We start from the raw sequence: 26,642 nt of genomic DNA, 5'->3' as shown, positions 1-26,642 counted from the left end.
ATTACCTATCATTGTTCAGTTTTCAAAGATCTGCTACGTTAGTTCTAAGCCCTAACGACTTGTATAGTATATCAATCTAATCTTAAATCGTCAACCTCTTTTTCAAAGATTTTTTCAACTTATTTTTGATTGATTTTATACATACAATCATAACCAAATACTCTATGAATAGAGATAGAAAACTCACAAACCGAAGTTTGTGAGTTTTAATTTGGTGACTCACCCGCGACTCGAACGCGGGACACCCTGATTAAAAGTCAGGTGCTCTGCCAACTGAGCTAGTGAGTCATGTTGGCAGGGGTGGCTGGGATCGAACCAGCGCATAACGGAGTCAAAGTCCGTTGCCTTACCACTTGGCGACACCCCTACAGTGATTATGATGTGTAGGTTATGGGGTGAGTAGTGGGGATCGAACCCACGCGTAACGGAGCCACAATCCGCCGTGTTAACCGCTTCACCATACCCACCACCTTGTAGGTATCGAAGACGTTGTCTTCGTAACAAAGAGAATTATATCTGTTCTAGAGATTTGTGTCAACACCTTTTTCTCAATTTCATTTAACTTTTACAAATAAAATGAAAAAGTGTGTTATCCCTAATATAAACTCTTTCTCCTCATAAAAATAAGGAAGCACATTCATAAGTTATACCTTACGAATGGTGCTTCCCTATTATACATATTATTTACTTAGTTGGCAAATAGTTTTTTACAAAATTTGGCAAAGCAAAGGCAGCCTTTTGAATTTCAGCATTATAGTACTTAGTTTCAAAGTTTTGTTCACGATTTGGTGTCCATGTTAATGGGTCAAATGTTTTGGAACCCAATGTGAAGCAATGCATACCTGCAGGATAAATTGGAATAAATGCAGTATACAAACGCGCAATTGGGAAGTGATTATTTACATAACCAAATACCTTCTCTACGAGCGGTTGATGTAACATAGGAGATTCTGTTTGTTGTACAAATAAGCCATCTTTTTTAAGAGCTTTTAATGTATTCTTATAGAACTCTTCAGTAAATAAACCTTCACCAGGACCGATTGGGTCGGAGCAGTCTACAATAATTACATCATAGTAATCTTCTGCTTCTGCCATGAAACCAATGCCATCACCAATTTTTACAGTCAATTTAGGGTGGTTTTCAATCATAGCTTTAGCAATAGTTGGCAAATATTGTTTAGCAAGCTCCACGACTTTACCATCGATTTCAACCATTGTTACTTCTTTTACACAATCATGGCGTACACATTCTCTAGCTACGCCACCATCACCGCCACCGATGATCAATACACGTTCAGGATTTGGATGTAAAAACAATGGAACATGACTCATCATTTCATGGTAGATGAATTCTTCACGCTCAGACGTTTGGAATACACCATCTAATGCGAGCATCGTACCGTACTCTTTTGATTTAAATACTTCAATTTTTTGGAACTCAGATTCACCAGAGTATAATACTTCTTCTGCTTCAGCGCTAAGACGTAAATGAGGAGTTTGTTCCTCTGTAATCCATTGACTCATGTAGTACCTCCTACTTTTATACTACAATACGCACCGCAGATGATTGCGATGCGTATGTATATTACGTTAATTACTCTGTTACTTAATCTTTACGACTAATATAACAGAAACCGCCACCTAAAATAGTGTCTTTCATCCAATTTGCTAACGAGAAATCACGGATTTCACCTTCATCAAAGATGCCACAGCGAATATCATCGTCATCCATAAATATCTTGTGAATTGGAACCCAATGCCATGTATAAAGAGCTTTTTCTTTACCCTTATGACGATTCAAAAATGCTACAGGCACATCTTGTGCCAATGCATCATGAATAAACTGAGCTGCAGCCTCCACCTCTACACGAGATGCGCAGAACGGAGATACATTCAACATATGTACATCATAAGATAGGTCTTTATCCTCCAGTAAACGAGTAAGACCACGTTCCATCCATTGAGTTTTATAAACACCACCACCAAAGCGTGGCTTTACATATTTCCAAACTAAGTTCATCCGTTCTAAAGCAAGCGTTTGATCGGATGTGGTTTCCAGATCTAATAAGCCATCCCTAAACAGCGAATAACCCAATACTTGTGATGCCGATGTTGGACCACAACCAGACAAGCGTTGCCACTCATCAGTGAACCATTCTTGGTCATACCCATATGATGTTTTACCATTTACATCGATATATAGCCATTCTGGATGTTTAATAGATACATCATTCATGAGATTAACCTTCGATTACTTCAACAGTTTCCATGATGGCACCTTGGTGAATACCATCAACTACGTCCATACCTTCGATTACTTTACCGAATACAGTGTGTACACCATCCAAGTGAGGTTGTGGTTCGTATACGATAAAGAATTGGCTACCACCAGTATTAGGACCACGGTGAGCCATAGACAATGCACCACGTTCATGTTTATGTGGGTTGCCAATCAATTCATCTTTAATTGTGTAACCAGGGCCACCTGTACCATTGCCATTAGGGCAACCACCTTGAGCTACGAAGCCAGGGATTACACGGTGGAAACGAAGGCCATTATAGAAACCTTTGTTAATCAAATCAATAAAGTTTTGTACTGTGCCAGGAGCTTCTTTATCAAATAATTCGATTACGATATCGCCGCCGTCAGCCATATGGATTTTTGCTTTTTTCATTGTTCAGGTACCTCCAAAATTGTACGCAACACATGTGCTGCTAATATAAAACCTGCCACTGGTGGCACAAAACTACATGTACCAGGGCTTGTTGCTTCGCCGCGGAACTGTGGTTTTGTTGGTTTTTCTGTAGAAAATAAAACTAATTGCTTTTTAATACCCCGTTTTTTGAGCTCCCGACGCATAACGCGCGCCAAAGGACATGTATGAGACTTATTGATATCAGCAATCATAAGTTTTTCAGGGTAAAAGCGATTACCGCCGCCCATACAAGAAATAACAGGGATGCTTTCACGTTGACACACCTCAATAATATTAAGTTTTGCCGTTACCATATCGATGGCATCGATTACATAATCAACGTTCAAGCTTTGAATAAATCCAGGGTAATTTTCCTCAGTATACATAATATCATGAGTTTCTATCACTACATCTGGATTAATAGAAAGTGCTCGTGCCTTTGCGACCTCTACCTTACGCTCTCCAATTGTGTCATGAGTCGTAATCATTTGGCGGTTTAAGTTACTAGGTGCAATAGAGTCGCCATCGATAAGAACAATGCGTCCCACACCAGCTCGAACTAGTGCCTCGAGGGCACCACCACCAACGCCACCAACCCCAAAGAGAGCCACAGACGTATCTTTTAAGGTTTTGATTTTATCAGGACCAACCAGCCACTCTAAACGAGTTAACATATATTCCATTAGTATTTACCTGCTGGAATGATTTCTGTCCAATACCCGTCTGGATCAGCAATGAAGTAAATACCCATATCAGCATTTTCGTACGCTACAACGCCCATCTCTTTATGCTTTTTTAGAGCTGCTTCGTAGTCATCTACATAAAACGCTAAATGGAATTCATTGTCCCCTAAATTATAAGGGCGATCCCAGTCGCGCAACCATGTAAGTTCTAGTTCATGCGCTGTATATGGACTTTTTAAATATACAAGAGTGAAAGCACCACTTGGATCTTCTAAACGGCGAGATTCCTCAAGCAACAAGGCCTCTTTATAGAATGCTAAACTCTTATCAAGATCCTTAACATTTATATTATTATGAGCAAATGAAAACTTCATAGGACCTCCTTAATTAATTCCAGTATGTTTTTGTAGGAATTCTCCTCTTTTAATAGTATCACATTTGACAATTCTATAGCTAGTTAATAACAAATTTTGCCGTACTACCATCGTCACCACGTGTGACCTCTAAGTGGGCCGGTATACGAGTCTTTAATTCAGGTACATGGGAAATCATGCCGATAAGACGACCTGATGATTGTAATTTCACCAGTGTTTCCATAGCGAGTTCCAATGTATCAGGATCGAGGGTACCAAAGCCTTCGTCGATAAACATCGTATCCATATGAATACCACCTGCATAACTTTGGATGACATCCGCAAGACCTAAGGCAAGTGCCATAGAGGCCAAGAATGTTTCACCACCAGACAAGGTATTCGCAGGTCTTGATTGACCGGTGAAAGCATCCATGACTGCCAGATCGAGGCCTTGTTTGCCCCGTCCACCACCAGTATAGTCAGAACGTTCCAAGGAATAGCGATTACGGCTCATCGTTTGAAGACGTAAATTAGCTGCATATACGACTTCATCTAAAATAGCTCCCAATACATAGCGCTCAAAGGTTACATTTTTAAACCCTTGTTCACCGCCATTTGCCAAGTCATTTAGGCGACTTAAGAAAGTCACTTCCTCACGGGCTTCTCCCATAGCTTGTTCAAGTGTTTCTAGAGAAACTAGTGTCGTTTCAATATGTTTCGTTTCTCTATCCCAAGCCGCAAGAGAACCCACTAAATCATCACGCTGTTCTACTGCTGCATCATATACTTCATTGGAAACGGTATCACTTGGCTTCACTACAGATTGAGCATGCTTCAATGCCGCATCATATACAGCTTGAGCTTTATTGAAAGCCTCGTCCAATGCATGTAGTTCAGTTCTAAACGTATCTAAAGCCTTATAATCATCCAACGCATCTATAAAGTCATCTTCAGATAAAGAAATCGATTGCAATGATTCTACATAGTCTTTATTGAGTACATCAAGATTTTTTGTTTCTTCCTGCACTTGGGCAGATAAGGTTTCTAGACGTCCCCGTTTAGCATTGAGCACTTCTCTAGCAGAATCTAGATTTACTTTACAAACTTTCACCTGTTCATCGTAGTCTGTAAGCTCAGACGCCAATGATTCTATCTCTTTATGCCATGCAGCTACATCCGTAGTTGGCAAGCTTTCAGAAAGAGCATCAATCTTAGCCTGTACCGTACTAATCTGAACCTCTAAATTATGCAAGTTATCAAGTAGTTCCTTATGAGCCATCTCCAGTTTCGATAGTGTATCTTTAGCCGCACTAAGGTCCCCCTCAGTATTAGCTATAGTGTTGCTCAGTTGTTCAGTGTCGCTACGCAAGGTTGTAAGCTGTTCCATTTTGGATAACAAGTCATGTTGAATAGAAGCAAAAGCCTCTTCTGAAAAACTCTCAATAGATGACTTCAACTGAGAAACTTGGTCTTTAATTTGCTGATCTAACTCATGTAGACGAAGAGCTAACGTTTCTTTCTGACCAATTTCACTAGCTTGCTTTTGTAACTCAAGATCACGCACGGCACGAGCCTCTTCTATCTCCTCTTTAGTGGGATATAACTCAGGCTTGGCTGCCAACTGTGGATGCTCTGTAGAGCCGCATACTGGACAAGGTTCGTTATCTACGACTAAATGAACGAGTTCAAAGGCACGCCCTTCTGCCATCAAATGTTCTAACCGTTCAAGCTGCACCTTTGAATTCTTTACGAATTCATCAAGCGTAGCTAATGCCTTATCTTTAGCATCGATATCATTTTGAACCTTCTGTTTCTCAGCGACCAATTCAGAATATCGTTGCAAATGACTTAACTGTTCTTGGATACGAAGAATAGAGTCTAAGACTTTGCTATTACCTTGTAACTGTTGCCTATCCGCAACTAATTTCGCCTCTAAATCAGCTACTGTCTTATGCTGAGACTGTAACGCAGCTTCGCTTTTCTCACGGTCCTGTGTTACTAATGTACTCTTTAATGTGCTCAATTCCTTATTTAGCAGTGCTAACTCATCAAATTTTTCTGATTGCTGTTCCATTTGGGCCAGCGTAGTTCGCTTAGCTTGCATAGTTTCAGCTTGAGCTTCTAATACTGCATAAGCCTCTATACATTTAGACTCATATTGAGTTGCACTGTCCACATTGTTTTCAGCCTCTGAAAGTGATGTTTCCAAGGTTTTTAACACAGATTGTTTATCACAAACCTGTTTATATAGCTCAAAACTTGGCGTTAAAGAGGTAAGGAACTGAACCTTTTCACGTAAGCTAGTACGCTCCGTTTCTCTTGCTTTCACGAGTTCTAATTTAGAGGTAGCCTCTGCAAGAGATTGTTGTGCTTGGTTATATAAGGCCCACTCATTTCGCAACGTATTGAACTGCTCCACTACAGTTACAGCTTTATCACGGTCAATAACAAGAGCATCACGATGAGGCTCTCTATGTTTCAAAAGATCTCGTACATGTTCAATGGTTAGTACTGGTATATCTTCGTCATGTGGAATGGATTGCAGCAATGTATTTTGTTTTGTTAGATTTTCTTCAATCCCTGCTTTTGTGTCATCATAAGCAGCTTTTAAGGCATCTTGTAATCTTCGGTACAACTCGGTTCTAAAGAGTGTATGTAATAACTCCTCCCGTTCACTGGTGGAGGCTACTAGTAATTTTCGGAATTCCCCTTGCGGTAAAAGAACCACTTGTAAGAATTGATCCTTACGAAAGCCTATGATACGTTGAACAGTATCGCGAATAGCAGCCGCAGAGGTAGCAATAACCTTCCACTCTCCATCTTTCATTTCGTATACAGTAGCACTAGCATTCTGTTCACGCATACCTGTACCACGTTTCTTCGCAACCATTTGCTTTGGCAGTCTTTCAACACGGTACTGAGCATCCCCGATAGCAAAGGAAAAATCTACCCTCGTCATACGATGTGGTTCTGCAAAATCACTGCGGATAGCATCTGTTTTGCGCACTTCCCCACTAGGCTCACCATATAAGGCATACACCATGGCATCAAGTATAGACGTTTTCCCGGCCCCCGTAGGACCAGAGATGAGGAACATAGAATGGTCTTGAAGCTCATTAAAGTCCAAGGTAACCGAATCGCGGTAAGGACCAAAGGCTTCTATAGTTAAAGATATAGGCTTCATTTAGTCCTCCTTTAGAATTCGATCCCATACAGAGTTGATGTATTGTTGCTCACGCTCTGTTAATGGTTCTTTCCACACGGTTTCGGCAAATTGGTTAAACAATTCACGCTCATTTAATTCTTTAAAGACTGCATCCCCCATGTCAGCCATAGGTGCTGCCACACGACCTACTAGGTCAATGGTCATACAGCGATGGTACACTTGGCGCAACTTAGCCATCCCATCCATAATAGGCATTGTATCAAGCAATCGGGCCTGTACATAATCATCTTTATGTTTAGCCTGTAATTCCTTATTGTTTAACAGGTCTTCAAAATAACCTTCTAAAATCACTACGTCGCGCTTCGCTTCTACAGGAATGGTACTAATATCTACCTTACCTTTTGTATCCATATCTATGATGGTAAAAGACTTCTTCTGCGTATGCTCATCAAAAGAGTATTTTAATGGAGACCCACTATAACGAATATAGTCTGCCCCCATCCGTTGCGGTCCATGCAGATGTCCAAGGGCTGTATAGTGAAAGTCTTTAAAGACTTGTGGACTTACTTGTTCACTACCACCGACAGATAAAGTTCGTTCAGAACCCCCTACTTCACCGCCCATTACAAAAGCATGGCTAATGGCAATACTACGCATACCCTTTGGTACTTGTTTATACAAGTAGTCACTCCAAGCCTGATACATTTGATCGTAATTATGTAAATTAAGTGAGACTGGCTCTTGCTCATTAGTCTCCACATAGGAGAACAGGGAGTCCTCGGTCATATCTATATCAACAGATTTTGATACAGTTGCCCCCAACCCTAAAGCATCCCCAATGCGACGCGGCTCGCTAAAGGGCATTGGGCAAATAGCGACCTTACCGTCGGCACCTTCAAATTCAAAAGGTTGTAATGCATGATGAGGGGATCCCCAAATATGAATGCCAGAACGGCTCAACATAGAGCGTCCCACCTCAAGGCGTTCTGCTCCATCGTGATTACCACTTACCACAAAAAGTGGTACCTTATAATCCATAGCGAGACGGGTAATGATAGAGTCCCACAGCTCAACGGCTTCAATGGGTGGCACGGCTCGATCAAATACATCCCCTGCTAGCAATATGCCATCGATTTTTTCATCTTTTAAAATAGAAAAGAACTGTTTCTCCAACACATGAGCTTGGTCTTCGGTTAAGTACTGACCATAAAAAATACGTCCTAAATGCCAATCGGCAGTATGTAAAAAACGCATTTTGTCCCCCTTTCCAGCTCTCCCTATACTTTATATAAATGTAGCTATACAAAGAATTATATAACTAAAGCCATATTTTAGCTTGATTATTGATTCTCTACGATAGAACGCAACATAGCAATCTCTTTCGCATAGCCGTCTAATTCATTTGGTGTTTCTAAATAAAACGGCAAGTTCGTCAATTTAGGATGTGTCACAATACGAGCTATCGCATCGATACCAATGTGACCTTCCCCAATTTTTTCGTGGCGGTCTTTATGAGCGCCCATAGGATTTTTAGAGTCGTTCAAATGAATGGCTTTTAAACGGTCTAAGCCTACAATACGATCAAACTCGTCGATAACACCATCTAGATTATTGACAATATCGTAACCACCTTCGTGGATATGGCACGTATCAACGCACACGCCCATATACTCTTTTAGTTTGACGCCGTCGATGATGCGAGCAATTTCTTCAAAGCGAGAGCCGATTTCGGTACCCTTGCCAGCCATAACTTCTAAGAGAACGGTTGTCTTCATGCCAGGGAATAAGATTTCATTCAAGCACTCCACGATGTATTCGATGCCTTGGTCTACACCTTGCTTTACATGGCTGCCTGGGTGAAAGTTATACATTTGGCCTGGTAAATATTCCATACGCTCTAGATCTTCTGTCATGGCTTGTTTTGCAAAAGTGCGCAAATCTTCTTTTGCTGCACATGGATTATACGTGTAAGGTGCATGAGCTAATAATGTACCAAAGTTATGTTCTTTCATATAGGCACTCAAGCTATTCATATCTTCTACATCGAGGGCACGCATACTACCACCACGAGGATTACGCGTAAAGTATTGGAATGTATTGCCCCCAATTTTAGTAGCTTCCTTCCCCATATTTAAATAACCTTTGCTAATTGATAAGTGACTACCGATGACAAACATAATACTCCTTTATATGATTCTAATAATCTTATTGATAAATACTAATGAAATAGTAATTAATACTAATTAATTACTAAATACTAATTACTAATTGCTAATTAAATACTAACTAAAACGACGACCCATAGAAATAACTAATAAAACCCCTACCGTGAAGGAGCCCTTCGCGACAGGGGTTATGTATTAATGGCTTTCTTTTTTAGCACACTCAGGGCATACACCTTCAAAGGTAATATGTTGACCTGTGATTTGATACTCGCTACCTTGATCAGCAATTGTTTTGATAGCTTGTAAATCAATGCCCATCATATCTTCTACCTTGTTGCAACGGATGCAACGGATATGGGAATGAGCTTGTGTGTCCCAATCGTAATGAGCGCGCTCATCACCAACTTCTAAAATTTTTACAAGACCGATTTTTTCAAAAATCTCCATCGTCTTGTACACTGTAGCCAAGCTCATGCTTGGATGTTCTGGACGCAACGTATGATACAACATTTCTGCTGTTGGATGATCATGATGACCACGCAAGGCATCATAAATCGCAATACGTTGTGGGGTTACTTTAAACCCTTGGCTACGCAAAATTTGTGCGATATCCATAATAATCTACCTTTCTCCACTTGGAAATCTATAAGGCATAGGTCATTATCGACCATTTACAAGAAATAATTATTATTTATTATATCAAAATTCTCAATACTTATCAAGATAGATAGTATTAACTATTAAGTAATAAAAAATATGGATTGCCCGAAAGCAATCCACATTTTATTAGTCTTTAAAGTAAGGTTTGAAACCTTCACCTTGATGACGAGGTTTTTTATCACCACGTGGACGATCAGATCTACGATCATCTCTGCGGCGGTCATCACGACGTTCACCTCTGCGATCATCGCGGCTGCGACGAGGACGATCATCACGACGACGATCCCCATCACGACGGCGATCACCATCTCTACGACGGTCACCACGGCGTCGGTCACTACGGCCACCTTCACGGCGACGGCGTACGCGCAATGGTTTTTCTTCTGTAATATTTACAGGAGTTGTATCTGGTTCTTTTGTTAACAATTTAAGAGCTGCTGCCAAAAGTGTTACGGAATCTGTATCATTCAACAATTCCTCTGCACTAGATTTGAATGGCGCTAATGCTTCTAAATTATCTGTCATTTCAACGAGGCTTTCAATTGCCAAACGTTGTTGACCTTCAAGAACTTCACCTAAGGAAGGTGCACGACGGCGTGCGATTTTACGTTTTGTTAAACGCTCGATAGCATGTAAATGCTCCATTTCACGAGGGATAACGAACGTGAAAGCTTGACCAGCTTTACCGGCACGGCCTGTACGACCTACGCGGTGCGTGTAGCTTTCAGGATCTTGAGGCATATCGTAGTTATATACGTGAGATACACCAGAAATATCAAGACCACGAGCTGCCACATCAGTAGCCACGAGAATATCGATGGTACCTTCGCGGAATTGACGAATTACGCTGTCCCGTTTTTGTTGAGACAAATCGCCATGGATGCCTTCCGCCATGTAACCACGTTTCTTAAGACCTTCAGTTACTTCATCAACACGACGTTTTGTACGTGTGAAGATAATAGCAAGTTCAGGTGTTTGAATATCGAACAAGCGGCAAAGAACATCGAATTTTTGACGGTCTTGCACTTCGATATAATATTGTTCAATTAAGTCCATCGTAACTTGAGTCGGTTTCATACGAATCAATGTTGGCTCTGTCAAATATGTTTCAGCTAATTGTTGGATAGCTTTAGGCATAGTTGCGGAGAACAACAATGTTTGATGGTCTTCTGGGATAGCACCCAAGATTTTATTGATATCATCAACAAAGCCCATGTTTAACATTTCGTCGGCTTCGTCCAATACCACAACTTTCACATGGTCAAAGTGGATAGAACCACGATCCATATGGTCCATCAATCGGCCTGGAGTGGCAACGATGATTTGTGGATTTTTTTTCAAGGCACGGAACTGACGATTAATATCTTGACCACCATAGATAGGTAGTGCTGTGATATTCGTGTATTGAGCCATTTTGTTAAGCTCTTCAGCTACTTGGATAGCTAATTCTCGTGTAGGGGATAAAATAACTACTTGAACGTGACGCTCATTCCCGTCTACGCGTTCCAATACAGGCAAGCCAAATGCTGCTGTCTTACCAGTACCTGTTTGAGCTTGACCGATCATGTCTTTACCGCTCATGGCTACTGGGATAGCTTCCTGTTGAATTGGCGTAGGCTCTTCAAAGCCCATATCGTTTAACGCTCTTAGAACAGGTTCGCTAATCATTAATTGTTCAAATTTTTCTAACATCTAAATGTGTTTCCTCCTATCGCGCACGAATTATGCGCGTTAGAATAGTATATCATATTTCGAAGGTGAGCGCTATAAGAGTAATTACGAATCTAAGCTAAATAGACTTTCTTCTCTCTCTTAACCGTTCTATTAAAACGATTCCACCTGATACACAAAGGAAAACAATGTATGATAAATGAATGGGCATATACAAACATTCAACAAGAACAACCCATATAATTAATAATAATTTAGAAATCCATTTCGTTGTTATTCTATCAGCTATCATAAATATAGATAAATTGATAATTACTTTAATAATTATCGCAGCGATAATAACTATTGACGTAAATTCTTCTCTATAATCTGTCAATTCATATAAAGGATATAATAAATAACTCAAAAGAACACTAAGTATTACTAAGAACCAAATATTTAGCCCCTTTAAAAGCTTAGGTTTACTATAGTAAAATACGCCAACCAAAAGAAAGAGTAAAACACTAAGCAATATGCCTATAATTAATACATAATCTAAGTAAATCATGGTTTATACGACCCTCTCAAAACAACACGTTTTCGTATGACTACAATTATAACATACCGTCTATTTTCATAGATAATAGCCTTACAATACAAAAAAGGTACCTCCTATGAGGTGCCTCTTTGTTATAGTTTATCGAAGAGTTGTATGGAATTAATCAACTATATGAGTAAAAATATATTTTAGGTATAATATAATTAAAATAATATACTTCAAAATTCCGTCAATAATTAAGCAATACCTGTTAAGCAATTACGATTTACTGAACTTTCTAAAGAAGTACAAAAGGAATATACAATGAAACCATTTGCCCTAAAACGATTCGTATTATTGCCGCTCATTATCGTCTCACTCATTCTAACAACGGGTTGTCATCTTCTCTCACATTACAGTGAAGATGAAGTTCAACAATATATAAATAAGAATTATCCTAATCTAACATATCACTTGGAGTCACAAAGGAATAATACATGGCAAGTCACCTTTGACAAATATCCACAAATGCCTATTGAAATATCTGAAGTCATGCACACCTCTGCACCTGTTGTACCACAAGTTGATCGAATACTGATAACCAACATTCCACTGATAACAGCATTCCCATTAATGAAAAACTATCTAACGGCAGAGGAGCTATCCTATGCCACATATGATACATCTTCTTTGTATATTGAAATGCCTATCCCCTATTCGGCTATACAAAATCAAGATGTAATAAACTTTTACAATCGTATGGATCAATTCTGCAAAGAATATGCTGCAACATATCCAGATTTCAAAGAAAAAATATATATTAGAGTCATCATAAAACCATCTGATGGATCTGATGCACCGGAAGAGTATAGAAAAATATTCCGCTTATCTCAATATTAATAAAAGAGGTACCGTCTAGGGTACCTCTTTTACGTATGAGACGACGTTATCATTAGATATTTTAGAATTATTATATGCAACATCATTTCATATTGTCATTAATCCTTATAACTCGTCTAAAGAAATCATATCCTCCATTTATATTATCGCCAATTACCATTTCACTATCTTGAAAGTATGGTGAAACAGGTAAATAGCCCCACATAACGCCTAAGCCTCCACATATATTGCAGCCACCATCTCCACCTTTATAGGAAAATTCATCTTCATCATATACGATTTCTCTACAATACGGATCATCACCTATAATCAAGCCAAAAAAGTTTTCCTTTTCTAATGTATACTCTCCATCATTATCCATCCATTCCATATGTTTTAAGTTCATAGAAAAATCTATATTGTTCCCCCATGGAAAAATAGTCCTACACCCCTTGCCAGCTAAATACTCCCACTCTCTTCGTGTCGGTAAGGAGTACCCATGTTTTTTTATGTTCTGTAACAATTCCTTAAATGTGGTTTCTTCATAAAGTTTACCATACCAATTGTTATCGTCTGTTTGATATAAACAAATGGTATTATGAATCATTGTTTCAGAAAGCCCCTTGCTTTCGGCTTTTTCTATCATCTGTTGCCATTCTTTATTTTGTCTGAGTTCCTCATCTGAAATAGGTGTCCAACAAGTTTGACTATACTCTTTTTGTACCAATAATGGATGGATTACAAACTCATCTTCTTGAGTAAAATTATGTTTAAAATACGTTTCTATGTTGGATAGTACTGCTTCATCTTCTAGTGTTTCGCGAATCTTAGTTTGAACATCGTCTTCACTAAAGATTTCCTCTTCATATCCCTCCACAAATGGATAGGCAAGCTCCACTAAATTTTCATCATTAAAAATATCCTGTAATGGTTTATTTTTAAAATCAAACCCTAACGTAACAGTATCGCCAGGAACAAATACAAAGTCTATACCATCATGTGAACGATATACTGCCGTATATGTAGATTGTCTAAATGCAGCAAAGTGTTTAAAAGATATTAATTCTAGATTATATATTTCTCCAATCTGATCTAACAATTCCTCCTTATCGCTAATAGATAAGAGATCATATTGGGGATTATATAATTTTTTGATGGGAATAGACCTCATTATTTCACCTCTCCTTATTTTTACACATATACGTACACAACAATTATTCTAATCCTCTTTATCATAAAAGTGTATTTTATCTATAACAATATTATAATGAATAACACAAAAGGCACCAATAATTAAATTGGTGCCTCTTTGTTATAGTTTATTGGAGAGATTTATATTTTATTAATCTAAATTGTAGAATCCAGATGGTTTATCACTCAAGTTGATAATGATGTTTTTCATTTGAGTATAGTGTTCAAGGATAACTTTGTGAGTTTCACGGCCGATACCAGATTGTTTATAGCCACCGAATGGTGCGCCTGCTGGGATGGAGTTATATGTGTTAACCCACATACGACCTGTTTCGATTGCTCGAGCCACGCGGATGGCACGGTTAAGGTTTTGTGTGAATACGCCACCGCCAAGGCCGTATAAGCTATCGTTAGCTTGTTCGATCACTTCTTCTTCGCTGTGGAATTTAATAACAACAGCTACAGGGCCAAAGATTTCTTCGCGAGCTACGCGCATATCGTTTGTAGCGTCTACGATAAGTGTAGGTCTAATGAAACAACCTTTACCAAGTTCACCGTCAGTAACGCGTACACCACCAGCTGCAATGCGAGCGCCTTCTTCTTTAGCAAGTTCTACATAGCTAAGTACTTTCTTAACTTGATCTTCGTAAATCAAGGAACCAAGTTGTGTAGATTCTTCCCAAGGTAAACCAACTTTTACCTTATCAAATAATGCGGAAAGTTCAGCTACGAATTTATCGTAAATTGTATCTTGTACGAAGATACGGGAACCTGCACAGCATACTTGACCTTGGTTGAAGAGGATCCCAAGCATTGCCCCATCAAGAGCTTGTTTCCAGTTCGCATCTTCAAAGAAGATATTCGCAGATTTACCACCTAATTCTAATGTAGCAGGAATCAAGCGTTCAGATGCTGCTTTATATACATCAAGACCGACTTCTGTAGAGCCTGTGAAAGCAAGTTTGCTGAAGCCTGGATGATCAAGGATATATTGACCAGATTTAGAGCCTTTACCAGTTACGATATTTACAACGCCTGCTGGCAAGATATCTTTCAAAATATCGCCTAATACTAAAAGGCTAAGGGATGTATGGCTAGAAGGTTTAATTACAACTGTACAACCTGCTGCAAGAGATGGTGCCAATTTCCAAGCTGCCATTAGGAATGGGAAGTTCCAAGGCACCACTTGACCTACAACGCCAATTGGTTCACGTACGATAAGGCTCAATGTATTTTCGTCAAATACTTGAGCAGATCCTTCTTCGGAGCGAAGTACGCCAGCGAAGTAACGGAAATGGTCAGCACCAAGTGGAATATCTACATTCAAAGTTTCACGGATTGGTTTACCATTGTCATAAGTTTCAACTTGTGCCAAGTACTCTTTGTGCGCATCGATAGCGTCAGCAATTTTTAACAAGTAATCAGCCCGTTCTACTTGGGATACTTTTTTCCAAGTTTTGAAAGCTTCTGTTGCAGCATCTACCGCTTTATCAACGTCGTCCTTCGTAGCCTCTGCACAGATAGCGAGTTGTTCGCCATTAGCAGGGTTATATACATTGAATTCAGCACCATCAGATGCCGGTACCCATTCATTATTAATTAAAAGTCCATATCGTTCTTTAAGGTTCAAGCTCATAGCATTACCTCCTATGTAGGAATATAGATTGAGGAAGATTTCCTCTATGAGTTCATCATACTCCTTATATCTAAATATTTCAATCAGATATACTATTTTCGATATATCACTTCTGCATTAATATACATAGTTTTAAGCTATATAGAAAAACCGCACCCTCTAACACCATAGAGGATGCGGTTTTCTATATGATGACTTTTAGTCAATAATATATCTCATTTAATATCTATTAATATAGATTAACTAGATTGCATAGAATAATGAAGCAAAAAGGACCACGTAGTTATATATAACTATGCTTTTCGACGTTCTCCATTATTTCTATTGTTTTGACGGCCACCGTTGTCACGATTATTATTTCGACGTTGACCATTGTTATTTCTGTTTCGGTTATTATCGTTATTCTTTGGCTTTTCTGGTTGTAATGCTTTTACAGATAAACCGATACGATTACGCTTCACATCAACAGAAATAATTTGAGCTTCGATGATGTCGCCTACAGCCAGTACATCGGATGGATGTTGACGGCTATTGCATAATTCACTGCGATGCAAAAGACCATTAGTTTTAAGGCCAAAGTCTACGAAGGCACCAAAGTCAACTACGTTATGAACTGTACCTTTTACCACAGTACCGACTTTGATATCTTCAAGGCTTACTACATGTTTTCTCGTAAGTGGTGCTGGCAAATCTTCACGAGGGTCACGACCTGGTTTTGCCAAAGCAGCTAGAATATCTCGTACAGTTGGTACACCCGCATCAAGTTTTGCGGCCATTTTCTCCGCATCAACGAGCGGTAATTTCACTTGTAACGCTTCTAGTTGTGCCTTATCTTGCAAATCTTTTAAGGTAAATCCTAACTCACCAATAATGCGTTCTGCCAATTCATAGGACTCAGGATGGACAGATGTATTATCTAATGGATTTTTACCGTGTTGCAAGCGAAGGAAACCAGCACATTGCGTAAACGCTGCAGGACCTAAGCGTGGTACTTTTAGCAATTCTTTACGGCTTTTAAATACACCATTCTCTTGACGATACGCAACGATATTCTTAGCCACCGTACTAGAAATACCTGCAATATGTTGCAAAATAGCTGGAGATGCGGTGTTAAGCTCTACCCCAACGTGGTTTACTACGGTTTCAACCACTTGATCTAAAGTATGAGTCAATTGTTTTTGATTTACATCATGTTGGTATTGACCTACACCGATAGATTTAGGATCAATTTTAACAGATTCAGCCAATGGATCTTGCACGCGGCGTGCAATGGATACGGCACCGCGAATTGTTACGTCTAAATCTGGTAATTCATCGATGGCCAATTTAGATGCAGAGTACACAGACGCACCAGCTTCATTGGTGATGATATAGTGACAATCTAATTTTTCCTCTTCAATCATGGTAGATGCAAACTGCTCTGTTTCGTAAGATGCAGTACCATTACCAATGGATAAGAGGGTAACTTTGAACTTACGGATTTTATCAGCCAACACCTTTTGTGCTTCCTTGCGAAGCTTTTCACTATTCGTTAAGTAGTAGGCACCGTAATCTAGCACATTACCTTGTTGGTCGATGATAGCCATCTTACAACCTGTACGGTACCCAGGGTCAAGGCCCATGATAACATGACCGGCCAAAGGCGGTTGTAACAATAGATTTTTAAGGTTTACACCGAACACCTTGATAGCTTGTTCGTCTGCATTTTCCGTCAACTCATTGCGGATATCGCGCTCTAAAGCAGGGAAAATTAAACGTTTGTACGCATCTGCTACGGCCGCTGCTTTATAATCTGCAAAGATAGACTTTGGATTTTTCTCTAACTTTTGCACCATGTACGCTACATATGTATCACCAGGCACAGTAAGAGCTAATTTTAAGGCCCCTAATTTTTCACCGCGATTAACCGCCAAGATGCGGTGAGACGGCATTTGACGAACTGGTTCAGCATATTCTGCATATTGCAAGAACTGTTGCTGTACCTCTTCATCACCAGCCAATTCAGCTTGAATAAAGCCTTCGTTCCACATCTTTTTGCGCAAGTACGCACGGAAGTCTGCACTATCGCTTACGATTTCCGCTACGATATCAGATGCACCTTGAATAGCGTCTTCTGGGGTTGGTACCTCTTCTGTTACAAATTCTTTAGCAATCTCTAACGGATCGCCAGAGGTCACTGTATCGTTAAGGATCATTTCCGCTAACGGCTCTAAGCCACGTTCACGGGCAATCATGGCACGCGTACGTTTCTTAGGACGGTACGGTAAATACAAATCTTCTAATTCTTGAAGTTTTGTAGCAGCCTCTAAGGCTTTCATCAACTCGTCTGTCATCTTTTCTTGCTCTGTAATAGAGGCAATGATTTCTTGACGACGTGTTTCCAAATTGCGCAAATATTTAATGCGTTCTTCAATGGTACGCAATTGCTCATCTTGTAATTCGCCTGTTACCTCTTTACGGTAACGCGCAATAAATGGCACCGTATTGCCTTCGTCCAACAATTCTACGGCAGCTTGCACCTGCTTTGGCTTAACATTTAATTCACTGCCGATAATGGCAAACATTCTTTCACTCATTTAGATGCCTTTCTGCGATAGGTTACAAAACGATGAGGATATTTGTTCTTTTCATCCACCATGCCGTCTACAACGGATTCAATGGTGAAAGCATCCTCTGGAAACTCTGGGAAAAATGCATCCCCTTCAAATTCATGGTCTACTTCTGTGATGTACATCGTATCTACGTAAGGCAAGAAAGCCTCATATACTTGAGCACCACCGATGACATAGGCCGCATCAAGAGCACGCGCCGCTTCTGCAGCCGCCTCAGGGCTATGGAAAATCGTAACCCCTTCAGGCGCATCAAATCCTTTATCGCGGGTAATCACCCAGTGCTCACGATTTGGTAACAAGAACGGCAAGCTTTCAAAGGTCTTACGACCCATAATGATGACATGACCTGTAGTTTTTTCTTTAAAGAATTTCAAATCATTCGGCAAGTGCCAAATCAAGGTATTATCTTTACCGATTACACGATTATGTGCTACGGCTACGATTAATGCTAACATACTGCCCTCTTTCGATTCATACTATATGACAACAGTCATAAATGTAATACTATTTAGCAATTGTTATGAACACCCATATGGCAACAGCCATACATATTATGCTATTTAATAAGGGTCATGAATACTATGCTATACAGCAACAGTCATGGACAATTTACCTAGATGTTCATAGCCATCTAATGTAACGTCCTCTGGTGTGAAATCGTAGAAATCTTTCACGTCTGGATTTACTACAATTTTTGGCGCTGGCAACGCTTGATCGCGGCGTGCCAATTGCTCACGCAATGCTTCTACGTGGTTTTCATACACATGAGCATTGTTAATAACATGAGTAAATTTACCAGGTTTAAGACCTGTTACCTGCGCAATCATGCATTGTAATGCTGCATATTGAGCCGTGTTAAATGGAACGCCTAGGCCCATATCGCCACTGCGTTGAATGAGCATACAGTTCAAGTATCCGTCAGCTACATCCCATAATGTTTCATACGCACATGGTTGTAATGCCATATCATCTAAATCTTCAATATTCCATAAGGTTACAATCATACGACGGCTATCTGGATCTTCTTTGATAGTTTTGATGAGATTGTCTAATTGTTTGTACTTTGCAATTTGGTAACCATAAGCCTTACCAATGGTACCATCTTCGCGCATCCACTCATCCCATACACGTACGTTCATTTCTTGTAATTTACGTACATCGTTGGATTGCATTTGCCAAATCCACAACAATTCTTTTACCGCTGTTTTGAAAGCTACAAACTTTGTAGTCAAAATGGGAAATTCCTCTTGTAAGTCGAATTGCATGATTTGATGAGGTAATTTATAGGTCGCAATGCCCGTACGATTTTGACCATATGTACCATGTTCTAAAATATTTTCAATAATACCGAGGTATTGTGTATCTGCTAGACTCATATATCCCCCTAAATCTATGTATACTAAGTCGAATAACACTAACATTCTGTCTTACAATATATAGTACTATCATACTAAAAAATACATAGCACTACCATATATACAGTAAAATTTATTATCCCTTATATTCTGCAATGGCCTGTAAAAAGCTGAGGCCATATTTTTTCAATTTTGCTTCCCCTACGCCCTTAACATTGCCAAACTCACCCAATGTGGTTGGTCGTAAATTAGCTAAGTCAATAAGCACAGTATCCGGGAAGATAAGATATGGTCGAAGGCCAGCCTCTTCAGCTAAGCGCTTGCGATGTTGTCGTAAGTGTTCAAATAAACCACCTGCACCGGAGCTAGATTTTCCTCGTGCCACAGTGGACGTAGTCCGACTAGTGCGAGATGGTACAGACACATGTTGTCTGATTTCCTCTACCTCTTTATGCCCCGCTAAGACTTCCTCAGCACCAGCTGTCAAAGATAGCACAGGATACTTACCTGTAGAGCTACGCAAGTAGCCAGAGGCCACAAATTGTTGAATAAGGCCCTTAATCGATTTCTCGTCTACATTGCTTAGTAAACCAAAGACAGGCAATGCATCGTGGCCTGCCCGCATGATGCGATCCGTTCGCTCACCGCGCACGATAGAGGTAATCATAGATGCCCCGTAGCGTTCATCGGTCCCCATAATGGCACGGAAGATGGCCTTCGCCTCCTTCGTTACATTTACCTTATCGGCGGAACCTTTACAAGAACTACAATTGTCACATGTGGTCCAAACGGTGCTTTCACCAAAATAGTTAAGCATATATTTACGCAAACAATTACTGCAGAAACAGTAATCAATCATAGACTGCAACTTGCGTAGTTCCACCTCTTGCCGCTCAGGAGTTTCGATGGACTGTTCAATTAGATACTTGTGAACCTGTACATCCTGCCCGCTGTAGAGCAAAATACATTCTGCAGGTGCTCCATCGCGACCTGCACGGCCCGCCTCTTGATAGTAGGACTCCATATTGCGCGGCATTTGGTAATGCAACACATAGCGCACATTACTTTTATCAATGCCCATGCCAAAGGCATTGGTAGCCACCATGACCTGCAGTTTATCATCTGCATAGGCGTTTTGCATCTCACGGCGCACCTCATCGCTGAGACCTCCGTGATAATGACCTACTTTTATGCCTGCACGGGTTAGATTTTCATACACCCGATCTACATCCTTGCGCGTCGCACAGTAAATAATACCATTTTCGTTGGCGTGTTGGCGCACATAATGGACTACATAATCCATGCGCTTTGGTGTACGAATGATAGAGAAGGATAAATTAGGTCGATCAAAACCCGTTACGTACACATTCGCATTATCTAGGCCTAATAGTTTCTTGATATCATTTTCTACATATTTTGTAGCCGTCGCGGTGAAAGCTCCTACGATAGGTCTCTTCGGTAGCGAGTTGAGCCACTCACCAATGAGCCGATAGGACGGTCTAAAGTCATGTCCCCACTCAGAAATACAGTGAGCCTCATCAACGATGACTTGAGCTATAGGCAATGCTCGCAATACATTACAGAAGAAATTAGAGCCTAGTCGCTCTGGTGCAATATATAAGAGCTTAATCTTACCACTGCGTACCTCGTACATAGTCTTATTAAACTCCGCTTGGGTAAGGGTACTATTAATGAGTGCCGCTGGAATGTTCTGCACTAATAGACCATCTACTTGGTCTTTCATAAGGGAAATCAGTGGCGAAAACACGATAGTAAGGCCCGGCTTGCAAAGAGCAGGAATCTGGAAACAGATAGACTTGCCGGCCCCTGTTGGCATGATACCAATTACATCTTCATTGCATAATAAGGAAGCAATAGGAGCCTCTTGAGCCGGTCTAAAGAAGGTATACCCAAAGTATGTTTCCAACATCCGTAATGCCTGTTGTTTCATCATAGCTTGTTGCTTCATATCAACCGACTGTGATGTAATAGCTTGTTTTGAAGCTGGCTGTTGTTCCATAGGTACCTCCTTTCACGTTCCAGAAATATACATACAAGACCATAATTACGACTATCAATGACGAAATTTCGTATACAAAACACGAAATATCGTTTTTCCATTCTTATATTTTAACATATTTCATATGCCATTGGGCTTATTAGTATAAACGATTTATTAGTCCAACGTCTAATGCATATGTAGAAAACTAATCTTTAAAATTTGAATAGAAACTACGTAATATCACGAAATTTTTACACTCTAAAGCGCTAATATATGGTACAATAGGAATTATTTATAATACTATAGAATACAAATTAAACCTAAGGAGGTCTTATATAGGCATGACACAAGACAACTTAATGATTATAATCGCCTTTGCCTTATACCTAGGACTCATGATGTATATCGGGGTCTACTATTACAGGAAATCTAATAGCATTGGTGATTACATCCTCGGTGGCCGACAACTAGGACCATGGATTACAGCACTTAGTGCGGAAGCATCAGATATGAGTGGTTGGATGCTCATGGGTGTACCGGGTCTAGCGTATACTACGGGGATTTCTGGTGTATGGATTGCCGTAGGCCTCACATTGGGTACATGGGCGAACTGGAAATTCGTTTCTAGACGCTTGCGTAACCATACAGAGGTTGCCAGCGACAGTTTAACCTTACCGGATTACTTGAAGAATCGTTTCCACGACCAATCCCATTCGGTAGCTGTCATTTCCGCCTTGTTTATCTTGATTTTCTTCTTGATATATACATCATCAGGCTTTGTAGCAGGTGGCAAGTTGTTCAATACCATCTTTGGTCTTGATTACACAGTGTCTCTCTTTATTACAGCAGGCATCGTCGTATTCTATACATTCCTCGGTGGCTTCCTCGCTGTATCTTGGACAGACTGTATACAAGGGGCATTAATGTTCTTTGCTATCTTAGCAGTACCAATTACGGCTGCCATGTTTATGGGTGGCCCTATTGAAACATTCCAACTCATTCAACATGAGTTCCCGCAAGGACTTAGCTTATTTGGTGATCCATCCGACTGGTTCACATGGGCTATCGGCTTAATTTCTTCTCTTGGTTGGGGTCTTGGTTACTTCGGTCAACCTCATATCCTCGTAAGATTCATGGCTATCTCTGATGCGAAAGAGCTTAAGAAATCTACAAATATCGCCATGGTTTGGGTTATCTTATCCCTTATGGCGGCCATTGCAGTTGGCCTCATCGGTCACGTATACATGTTGCCTGATGTTTTAGTAGGCACTGATGCGGAAACTGTATTCCTCATCATGACAGAACGTCTCTTTACACCATTTGTAGCAGGTCTCATCTGGTCTGCAGTACTCGCAGCTATTATGAGTACCGCATCTGCACAGTTATTAGTAACAGCTTCTGCTATTTCTAACGACTTCTATGCCAATATCATTCATCCTAAAGCAAGTGATAAGGAATTAGTACTCGTAAGTCGTATCGTAGTACTTATCGTAGCATTGATTGCCATCTATATGGCGATGGACCCTGATAGCTACATCTTAACAATGGTTGCCTATGCATGGGCAGGCTTTGGTGCCGCCTTTGGTCCAGCCATCTTGTTCTCCTTATTCTGGAAACGTATGACACATCATGGTTGTATTGCTGGTATCGTCGTAGGTGGTTTAACAGTACTCATTTGGAAACAATTTGGATTCCTTGGTCTTTACGAAATCGTGCCAGGCTTCATCTTCTCTTCCATCGCAATCTACGTAGTGAGTATCATGGGCAAATTACCGCCTCGTCCAGTCCTTAAGGATTACCGAGAAGCAGAAAAAATGCACGTTCTATAAATTAGAAATCGTACATTTGAAAATTACATATATAAAAATAGAGCTAGTTGATTCACCGATCAACTAGCTCTTTTATTATGAGTATTGTTCTAGGCCTTCCTTAATAGCTTCTTTTACTTCTGCTACTAAGGATGCTGGTGAAAGTACTTTCACACTTTGCATATATTGAAGGGCCCAATACTTGAAGGCATCATGATTAACACGTACACGGCATACAACGTCATCAGATGTAACGTTAGTGAATTCTACATTCCCATCGAACCAATCTAAAATTTGATTTACAATGGAGCGCTTCGCCTTAAAGCTTACGGTAACGGATTCACCGCCGAACATGTAGATATGTTCTTTTACATATTGTGACACATTAAAGGTGCGTTGCTGATGATAGCCCTTTATCTCCCGTAAAGGTTTTCTACGTTCGCTAAGCACCGTAATATGTGCAATTCGATCGACACGTAATGTAGACATGTCATCATAATTTTCGTGGTTCCCAACTAGGTAATAATGTCCCCGATTCATAACTAGTTGGAATGGATTGAATACATACTTTCGCTCCTTATTATCTGGACCAAGATTAATATGTAAACGTTTATCCACGTCAGGTTGGCAATAAGCCAAGGAAATTTTTCTCCCCTTTTGTATTGCTTCTTCTATGAGATCAATGTTAAGGAATAAGTCCTGACTTCTATGAAGGTAACCCGTAGCACTTTCAATATCAATACCATGGGGCTTGAAATGAGAGCTACCCAATTTAGCAACACGACTAATTAAATCCTTACGTTGAGATGCGGTAATATGACGAGATGCCAAAATACCGTCAATTAATAATCTCAATTCTGAATCTTCAAAGGTATGAATCATATAGAAATCAGTACGGCGAATAGTACCATCTGCTCCTACGGCAGACTCTTCACATTGAATACCAAAATCACCAGATTCATATAAATCATTTAAATGACGGCCTAAGGTCTTCCGATCGACGGATACCTCGTACCGCTCGGCTAATATACTGCGAATCTCCTCTTGAGATAAAGTATGATTAGCATCCGTTTCACTTTTCAGGATCTCTAGTATATATACTAGAACGGCCTTCTTAGATGCCATAAAAGACTCCTTTTACAAATAATACAATAAAAACAACATTGTAACTAATACAATTTATAATATCATCCACAACACATCGGATGATGTTCACAAAAATACCCATACATAGTATACCACACTTTTCATATATGGTTCATTTATTTCTCATTAATTTTATCGATTTACTATACTTTTTTGGCAATATTAAATAACTAAATGTAATAATTATTAAAAAAGATTAAACTAAATTATATAAAACAAAAACCCATTACTACTTAATACACATAAATGTTATAAGTGTAATGGGTTTTATGTTCATTCTGAAGATTATATGAACCCTAAAATATGTTCTTAGAATTCTAGCGATAGATTATGAAAGACCATCAGTTTTCTTACTTCTAATAAAGCCTAATTGCTCCATACGCTTGGTTAATTCATTATAGAAGGCTTCCGCCATAGCATTTTGATGCTTACCAGTTTGGGCCTTATCAGCTCTAAAGAGAGAATCCTTAATCTTCTTGATCAATGTAGATTTAGCTTTAGGTTTATTCAACAATTCCATGAACAATAAATCCTCTTCGGAAATATCACCAATGGCATCATTGAACATGTTTGCACCATAAATATATTCGCTACCACCGTCAGCAATAGCTTTCACAAAGTTTGTAAAACGTGCTGGTACATAGGATAGACCTTCCATATATTCCTGTTTATCAGGGAATGTTTTGTAGAAGCGAATACCACCGCGTACCATATGTTCAACAATAGCTTTATATAAGCTACATACAGCTGGTTCTAAATCATCTTCAGAGTCATTAGCAGCATCGTGAGCGGCTTTTAGAATGGCGAGAGCTTCAATCATATTGAACGTACCACCATCTTTAATAAGCGCTTGGAATGTATCTTTTACGAGCCCATTATCAAACATTTCTAACGCTTCTTCATCAAAGAGTATTTGGAATACAAAACTATTCACAATAGTACGTACAGGTACTGTATTCACCTTTTCAGGATTAGCTACATCATAGCTAATATTCTTTGCAGCATCTGCTTTACAAATAATAGACTTACGGAATGTTGTGTCAAGCATAAAGTCTAAATATTGTTCTTGATCTACTTGGCTATTAGGAGCTAGTTTTTCAAGCTTATCTGCGATACTTTCATCATAGGTACGAACCATAGACAATGTTAAATCTGCATCACATGCATACGCTAGATTATGGGCCTTCAAATGATCGTTAAATTGGTAAAAATAGCATGGATCATTATGAGGTTCTAAATGGTCATGACCTACATAATAATCATCTTTTTGCATAACAGAACGCAAAGCACCTAAGAATTTACTATTACGATCTTTAAGGTTGTCATAATTAAGAATTTGAGAACCTACTAAGCTGCCCACAGTCTTACCACGCAATACCTTTTCTTTATGTGTTAATTCATCATGACCACGATTAGCAAATAGCATGAGCTGACGTACCTCTTCCATCGTATGCCAGCCAGGATATGTATTATAAGATACATAGGCAATGCCATTATCAGCCAAATGATGGGATATAATATCAAGCAATTTATCCTTCATCTCATCCCTAATCCAAGAGTAAAAACCATGAGCGATGATGTAATCAAAGGTCCCTAGAGTCTCATCAAAGTTCATAATATCCCCTTGAATTAGAGATACATTATCCAACTTAGCATCACTAATAATTTTATTCCCCTTCTCTACTTGATCTTGGGAAAGCTCAATACCAACAAAGGTCGCTTCTGGATTATGTACAGCTTGAGAGATGATATTTCCACCATAGGTTGCGCCTAATTCAAGGACACGAGCTGTCTTTGCGGGCGGAGTATTAAGTCCTACAAGTGTACCATACGCTTCTAAATACGCAGGTGTTGTAAATGGAAATGGATAGGATTTATAGCCTAACTCTTTATATATTGTTTGTTGCATATCATCTGTTGTGATCTGTTGGTTATCCTTAGCCATAAGCACCTCTATATTACGATTAAATTTACCTTGTTATCTATCAATGTATCAATGCAATATACTTACGTATAACTACATAACTATCTAATATTATATCAAATTCCTAGTATATTACCTATGGTAAAAGTATTCGTAACATAGGAATAACATAGTCATG

General features: G+C 39.5%; 21 protein-coding genes and 3 tRNA genes. 2 read left to right on the top strand and 22 right to left on the bottom strand.

The genetic code is table 11. From position 1 onward, the window contains the following. Positions 1–212 precede the first annotated feature (212 nt). The 14 genes from ACDF53_RS05990 to ACDF53_RS05925 all read right to left on the bottom strand — a co-directional run bounded on the left by ACDF53_RS05990 (position 213) and on the right by ACDF53_RS05925 (position 11,941). Positions 213–288: transfer RNA gene (locus ACDF53_RS05990), tRNA-Lys, on the bottom strand. Between the two features lie 4 nt (positions 289–292). Further along, positions 293–367 (bottom strand) — tRNA-Gln (locus ACDF53_RS05985). A 24-nt stretch (positions 368–391) separates the two neighbouring features. Continuing rightward, positions 392–467, bottom strand: a tRNA-His gene (locus ACDF53_RS05980). Between the two features lie 217 nt (positions 468–684). Further along, positions 685–1,524: a polyamine aminopropyltransferase gene (gene speE, locus ACDF53_RS05975; RefSeq protein ID WP_024065843.1), complete on the bottom strand. Its 840-nt coding sequence runs from the start codon at positions 1,522–1,524 to the stop codon at positions 685–687. An 82-nt stretch (positions 1,525–1,606) separates the two neighbouring features. Continuing rightward, positions 1,607–2,236, bottom strand: a complete 630-nt coding sequence (locus ACDF53_RS05970) for a hypothetical protein (protein WP_257847382.1) — start codon at positions 2,234–2,236, stop codon at positions 1,607–1,609. Between the two features lie 4 nt (positions 2,237–2,240). Next, a complete protein-coding gene (locus ACDF53_RS05965; RefSeq protein ID WP_005385683.1) occupies positions 2,241–2,675 on the bottom strand; it encodes a peptidylprolyl isomerase in 435 nt (144 codons plus the stop codon). Next, on the bottom strand, positions 2,672–3,379 hold the full coding sequence (locus ACDF53_RS05960; RefSeq protein ID WP_005385682.1) for a ThiF family adenylyltransferase: 708 nt from the start codon (positions 3,377–3,379) through the stop codon (positions 2,672–2,674). The genes ACDF53_RS05965 and ACDF53_RS05960 overlap by 4 nt, the downstream gene beginning before the upstream one ends. Further along, positions 3,379–3,753: a VOC family protein gene (locus tag ACDF53_RS05955; protein ID WP_004695332.1), complete on the bottom strand. Its 375-nt coding sequence runs from the start codon at positions 3,751–3,753 to the stop codon at positions 3,379–3,381. Before ACDF53_RS05955 ends, ACDF53_RS05960 begins: the two co-directional genes overlap by 1 nt. A gap of 79 nt (positions 3,754–3,832) precedes the next feature. Continuing rightward, positions 3,833–6,916 (bottom strand): AAA family ATPase, encoded by a 3,084-nt coding sequence (locus tag ACDF53_RS05950; RefSeq protein ID WP_370815727.1) that lies wholly within the window; start codon positions 6,914–6,916, stop codon positions 3,833–3,835. Beyond that, a complete protein-coding gene (locus ACDF53_RS05945) occupies positions 6,917–8,152 on the bottom strand; it encodes an exonuclease SbcCD subunit D (RefSeq protein ID WP_370815726.1) in 1,236 nt (411 codons plus the stop codon). It abuts the gene before it with no gap. A gap of 86 nt (positions 8,153–8,238) precedes the next feature. Beyond that, positions 8,239–9,075 carry a deoxyribonuclease IV gene (locus ACDF53_RS05940; protein WP_298632083.1) on the bottom strand — a complete coding sequence of 279 codons (837 nt, stop codon included), beginning with the start codon at positions 9,073–9,075 and terminating at the stop codon, positions 8,239–8,241. 183 nt (positions 9,076–9,258) lie between these two features. Continuing rightward, entirely contained in the window at positions 9,259–9,678 is a 420-nt protein-coding gene (locus tag ACDF53_RS05935; RefSeq protein ID WP_005385669.1) for a Fur family transcriptional regulator, read from the bottom strand. Positions 9,679–9,849: 171 nt separating this feature from the next. Next, entirely contained in the window at positions 9,850–11,415 is a 1,566-nt protein-coding gene (locus ACDF53_RS05930; protein WP_295200236.1) for a DEAD/DEAH box helicase, read from the bottom strand. 97 nt (positions 11,416–11,512) lie between these two features. Next, positions 11,513–11,941, bottom strand: coding sequence for a phosphatase (locus ACDF53_RS05925; protein ID WP_303930139.1), 429 nt, complete (start codon positions 11,939–11,941; stop codon positions 11,513–11,515). Between the two features lie 294 nt (positions 11,942–12,235). Between ACDF53_RS05925 and ACDF53_RS05920 the strand changes: the two genes are divergently transcribed. Beyond that, on the top strand, positions 12,236–12,811 hold the full coding sequence (locus tag ACDF53_RS05920) for a hypothetical protein (RefSeq protein WP_370815725.1): 576 nt from the start codon (positions 12,236–12,238) through the stop codon (positions 12,809–12,811). 82 nt (positions 12,812–12,893) lie between these two features. Here ACDF53_RS05920 and ACDF53_RS05915 read toward each other — a convergent pair whose 3' ends face one another. The 6 genes from ACDF53_RS05915 to recQ form a co-directional block, all read right to left on the bottom strand. After that, on the bottom strand, positions 12,894–13,961 hold the full coding sequence (locus ACDF53_RS05915; RefSeq protein ID WP_370815724.1) for a hypothetical protein: 1,068 nt from the start codon (positions 13,959–13,961) through the stop codon (positions 12,894–12,896). A gap of 171 nt (positions 13,962–14,132) precedes the next feature. Then, a complete protein-coding gene (locus ACDF53_RS05910; RefSeq protein WP_370815723.1) occupies positions 14,133–15,617 on the bottom strand; it encodes an aldehyde dehydrogenase family protein in 1,485 nt (494 codons plus the stop codon). A 293-nt stretch (positions 15,618–15,910) separates the two neighbouring features. Then, a complete protein-coding gene (locus ACDF53_RS05905; RefSeq protein WP_370815722.1) occupies positions 15,911–18,193 on the bottom strand; it encodes a Tex family protein in 2,283 nt (760 codons plus the stop codon). After that, positions 18,190–18,684 carry a dihydrofolate reductase gene (locus ACDF53_RS05900; protein ID WP_060924513.1) on the bottom strand — a complete coding sequence of 165 codons (495 nt, stop codon included), beginning with the start codon at positions 18,682–18,684 and terminating at the stop codon, positions 18,190–18,192. The genes ACDF53_RS05905 and ACDF53_RS05900 overlap by 4 nt, the downstream gene beginning before the upstream one ends. A gap of 129 nt (positions 18,685–18,813) precedes the next feature. Further along, entirely contained in the window at positions 18,814–19,605 is a 792-nt protein-coding gene (locus ACDF53_RS05895; protein ID WP_295991769.1) for a thymidylate synthase, read from the bottom strand. 115 nt (positions 19,606–19,720) lie between these two features. Further along, positions 19,721–21,604, bottom strand: a complete 1,884-nt coding sequence (gene recQ / locus ACDF53_RS05890) for a DNA helicase RecQ (RefSeq protein ID WP_370815721.1) — start codon at positions 21,602–21,604, stop codon at positions 19,721–19,723. Between the two features lie 323 nt (positions 21,605–21,927). Between recQ and putP the strand changes: the two genes are divergently transcribed. Further along, complete coding sequence (gene putP / locus ACDF53_RS05885; protein WP_370815720.1) at positions 21,928–23,415, top strand: sodium/proline symporter PutP; 1,488 nt, start codon at positions 21,928–21,930, stop codon at positions 23,413–23,415. Positions 23,416–23,490: 75 nt separating this feature from the next. Here the strand turns inward: putP and ACDF53_RS05880 are convergent, their stop codons facing one another. Together ACDF53_RS05880 and ACDF53_RS05875 are read right to left on the bottom strand one after the other, a co-directional pair. Continuing rightward, on the bottom strand, positions 23,491–24,519 hold the full coding sequence (locus ACDF53_RS05880; protein ID WP_370815719.1) for a helix-turn-helix transcriptional regulator: 1,029 nt from the start codon (positions 24,517–24,519) through the stop codon (positions 23,491–23,493). 349 nt (positions 24,520–24,868) lie between these two features. Continuing rightward, on the bottom strand, positions 24,869–26,485 hold the full coding sequence (locus ACDF53_RS05875) for a methyltransferase regulatory domain-containing protein (protein ID WP_370815718.1): 1,617 nt from the start codon (positions 26,483–26,485) through the stop codon (positions 24,869–24,871). Positions 26,486–26,642 lie beyond the last annotated feature (157 nt).

The organism is Veillonella sp., from assembly GCF_041333735.1.
Classification (GTDB): domain Bacteria; phylum Bacillota; class Negativicutes; order Veillonellales; family Veillonellaceae; genus Veillonella.
This window is presented reverse-complemented; position numbering and strand designations above follow the sequence as displayed.

Excerpts from the sequence above, each read along its gene's own strand:
- ACDF53_RS05900 (WP_060924513.1), bottom strand. The coding sequence starts at position 18,684 with ATGTTAGCATTAATCGTAGCCGTAGCACATAATCGTGTAATCGGTAAA.
- ACDF53_RS05945 (WP_370815726.1), bottom strand. The coding sequence starts at position 8,152 with ATGCGTTTTTTACATACTGCCGATTGGCATTTAGGACGTATTTTTTAT.
- ACDF53_RS05940 (WP_298632083.1), bottom strand. The coding sequence starts at position 9,075 with ATGTTTGTCATCGGTAGTCACTTATCAATTAGCAAAGGTTATTTAAAT.
- recQ (WP_370815721.1), bottom strand. The coding sequence starts at position 21,604 with ATGGAACAACAGCCAGCTTCAAAACAAGCTATTACATCACAGTCGGTT.
- ACDF53_RS05965 (WP_005385683.1), bottom strand. The coding sequence starts at position 2,675 with ATGAAAAAAGCAAAAATCCATATGGCTGACGGCGGCGATATCGTAATC.
- ACDF53_RS05895 (WP_295991769.1), bottom strand. The coding sequence starts at position 19,605 with ATGAGTCTAGCAGATACACAATACCTCGGTATTATTGAAAATATTTTA.
- ACDF53_RS05930 (WP_295200236.1), bottom strand. The coding sequence starts at position 11,415 with ATGTTAGAAAAATTTGAACAATTAATGATTAGCGAACCTGTTCTAAGA.
- speE (WP_024065843.1), bottom strand. The coding sequence starts at position 1,524 with ATGAGTCAATGGATTACAGAGGAACAAACTCCTCATTTACGTCTTAGC.
- putP (WP_370815720.1), top strand. The coding sequence starts at position 21,928 with ATGACACAAGACAACTTAATGATTATAATCGCCTTTGCCTTATACCTA.
- ACDF53_RS05935 (WP_005385669.1), bottom strand. The coding sequence starts at position 9,678 with ATGGATATCGCACAAATTTTGCGTAGCCAAGGGTTTAAAGTAACCCCA.
- ACDF53_RS05880 (WP_370815719.1), bottom strand. The coding sequence starts at position 24,519 with ATGGCATCTAAGAAGGCCGTTCTAGTATATATACTAGAGATCCTGAAA.
- ACDF53_RS05920 (WP_370815725.1), top strand. The coding sequence starts at position 12,236 with ATGAAACCATTTGCCCTAAAACGATTCGTATTATTGCCGCTCATTATC.
- ACDF53_RS05955 (WP_004695332.1), bottom strand. The coding sequence starts at position 3,753 with ATGAAGTTTTCATTTGCTCATAATAATATAAATGTTAAGGATCTTGAT.
- ACDF53_RS05950 (WP_370815727.1), bottom strand. The coding sequence starts at position 6,916 with ATGAAGCCTATATCTTTAACTATAGAAGCCTTTGGTCCTTACCGCGAT.
- ACDF53_RS05905 (WP_370815722.1), bottom strand. The coding sequence starts at position 18,193 with ATGAGTGAAAGAATGTTTGCCATTATCGGCAGTGAATTAAATGTTAAG.
- ACDF53_RS05970 (WP_257847382.1), bottom strand. The coding sequence starts at position 2,236 with ATGAATGATGTATCTATTAAACATCCAGAATGGCTATATATCGATGTA.
- ACDF53_RS05910 (WP_370815723.1), bottom strand. The coding sequence starts at position 15,617 with ATGAGCTTGAACCTTAAAGAACGATATGGACTTTTAATTAATAATGAA.
- ACDF53_RS05960 (WP_005385682.1), bottom strand. The coding sequence starts at position 3,379 with ATGGAATATATGTTAACTCGTTTAGAGTGGCTGGTTGGTCCTGATAAA.
- ACDF53_RS05925 (WP_303930139.1), bottom strand. The coding sequence starts at position 11,941 with ATGATTTACTTAGATTATGTATTAATTATAGGCATATTGCTTAGTGTT.
- ACDF53_RS05915 (WP_370815724.1), bottom strand. The coding sequence starts at position 13,961 with ATGAGGTCTATTCCCATCAAAAAATTATATAATCCCCAATATGATCTC.
- ACDF53_RS05875 (WP_370815718.1), bottom strand. The coding sequence starts at position 26,485 with ATGGCTAAGGATAACCAACAGATCACAACAGATGATATGCAACAAACA.